The sequence below is a fragment of the Aestuariivita sp. genome (assembly GCF_049276915.1).
Classification (GTDB): domain Bacteria; phylum Pseudomonadota; class Alphaproteobacteria; order Rhodobacterales; family Rhodobacteraceae; genus Aestuariivita.
In genome coordinates this window covers 1-2,028 of the sequence record NZ_JBASXK010000034.1, presented here as the reverse complement: position 1 = coordinate 2,028, position 2,028 = coordinate 1, and the positions used below count along the sequence as shown (strand labels likewise).

The window sequence follows — 2,028 nt, the reverse complement described above, 5'->3', positions numbered from 1 at the left end:
ACCAGACAGCGTTCAACGCGCTACAGGCGGGTGAGATCGACTACTGGGAAAGCCCCCCGTCCGATCTTCTGCCGATCCTCGGAGCCAACCCTGATCTGACGGTCAGAAACCAGAACGCGCTGGGATTTCAGACGATCATGCGGCCCAATACACTGAACGCGCCGATGGATAATGTGAAGATTCGTCAGGCGGCTATCGCTTCGGTGTATCAAAAGGACGTGCTGGATGCGCTGGTGGGCAATCCCGATCTGTATAATCTGTGCGGTGCAATGTTCGTCTGTGGCACGCCTCTGGCCTCTGACGTAGGTTCAGAGACGCTGACGGCAGGCAACGGCATGGAGAAGGCCAAGGCATTGCTAGCGGAAGCGGGATACGATGGGACGCCCATCGTGATCATGCACCCGACTGATGTGGGCACGCTGCGCACGCAGCCAGTGGTGGTCGCACAAGCGATGCGCGACGCTGGCTTCGTTGTCGATCTGCAAGCGATGGACTGGCAGACGCTCGTGGGCAAGCGCGCAAGCCAAGCGTCGATCGCAGACGGTGGCTGGCACATGTTCATGACCAACTGGGTGGGCGCGGATGTGTTCAACCCGCTGGTCAACAACATGGTTAACGGCAAGGGCCCCGATGGGGGCTGGTTCGGCTGGCCGGATGTGCCCAAGCTCGAAGAACTGCGCATGGCCTATGCCACGGCACCCACGCTGGAAGAGCAACAGGCGTTGGCAGCTGAAATCCAGCAGATCGCTTATGAAGAAGCGGTCTATGCGCCCATCGGTCAGTACTTTGTCCCGTCGGCGTGGTCCAACAACCTCGAAGGCGTACTTGATGCGCCCGCACCACTGTTCTGGAACATCTCCAAGAAGTAATGCGAACCACCGGCTCCGCGCTGGTGCGCGGGGCCGGATTTTCCCACCGTTTTGAAAGGGCGTCCCGATGGTCCTCTATATCGTGCAGCGTATTCTTGCTGCGATCCCGGTGATGGGGTTTGTTGCCCTTTTCGTATTCCTGCTGCTGCGCCTGACGCCAGGTGATCCGGCAGCGATCATCGCGGGCGACACTGCCACGCCGCAACAGCTGGAGGCCATTCGCGATTCGCTGGGGCTCAACGATCCGCTGTTCGTGCAATTCTTCAGCTGGATCGGCCAACTGCTGCAAGGCGATTTCGGCACCTCGATCCTGTCTGGTCAACCGGTGATCGACCTGATCACCGATCGGATGGAGCCAACGATTTCGCTGGCGCTGACGACGATCATCCTGTCCGTTGTCATTGCTGTTCCGCTGGGCGTAATCGCGGCCTGGAAACAAGGTACGTTGATCGACCGGTTTGTGATGCTGCTGTCGGTGCTGGGCTTTTCGGTCCCTGTGTTCGTGATCGGCTACCTGATGATCTCGGCGTTTTCGATGTCACTGGGATGGTTTCCGGTGCAGGGCTTTCGCCCCATCGGCGAAGGTGTCGGGCCGTTCTTTCACCGCATCGCATTGCCAACGGTTACGCTGACACTTCTCTATATCGCATTGATCGCACGCATCACCCGCACCTCGATGCTGGAAATCCTGGGCGACGATTACGTGCGCACCGCCCGCGCCAAGGGGCTGCCGGAGCATAAGGTGCTGATGCGTCATGCACTGCGCAATTGCTCAGTGCCGATCATCACCGTGATCGGGATCGGCTTTGCGCTCATCATCTCGGGTGTGGTTGTGACGGAAAGCGTGTTCAACCTGCCGGGCCTGGGCCGGTTGACCGTCGATGCGGTGCTGAGCCGGGACTATCCGGTGATCCAGGCCGTGATCTTGCTCGCCTCTCTCATCTATGTCGTGATCAATCTGCTCATCGACATCGCCTATGTCCTGCTTGACCCACGGATCCGCTACGCATGACTGATCAGACATCCGCCGCCGCCCTCATCCCAGTGCGCATCACCCCAATAGGCCGCGCGCGGGAAATCATCTTTTCCAGCTGGTTGGTGACGCTGGCGACCGTGGTTCTCGCGATCATCGTGCTGTCGGCAGTGCTCGCCGTATGGG

Annotated in this window: 2 protein-coding genes; both read left to right on the top strand. The window is 59.6% G+C overall.

What is annotated here, in order from left to right:
- Positions 1-869, top strand: an 869-nt coding sequence (locus WAO69_RS03355; protein ID WP_422176633.1) for an ABC transporter substrate-binding protein, incomplete at its 5' end; no start/stop codon positions are given.
- 67 nt (positions 870-936) lie between these two features.
- Complete coding sequence (locus WAO69_RS03350) at positions 937-1,881, top strand: ABC transporter permease (RefSeq protein ID WP_422176632.1); 945 nt, start codon at positions 937-939, stop codon at positions 1,879-1,881.
- Positions 1,882-2,028 lie beyond the last annotated feature (147 nt).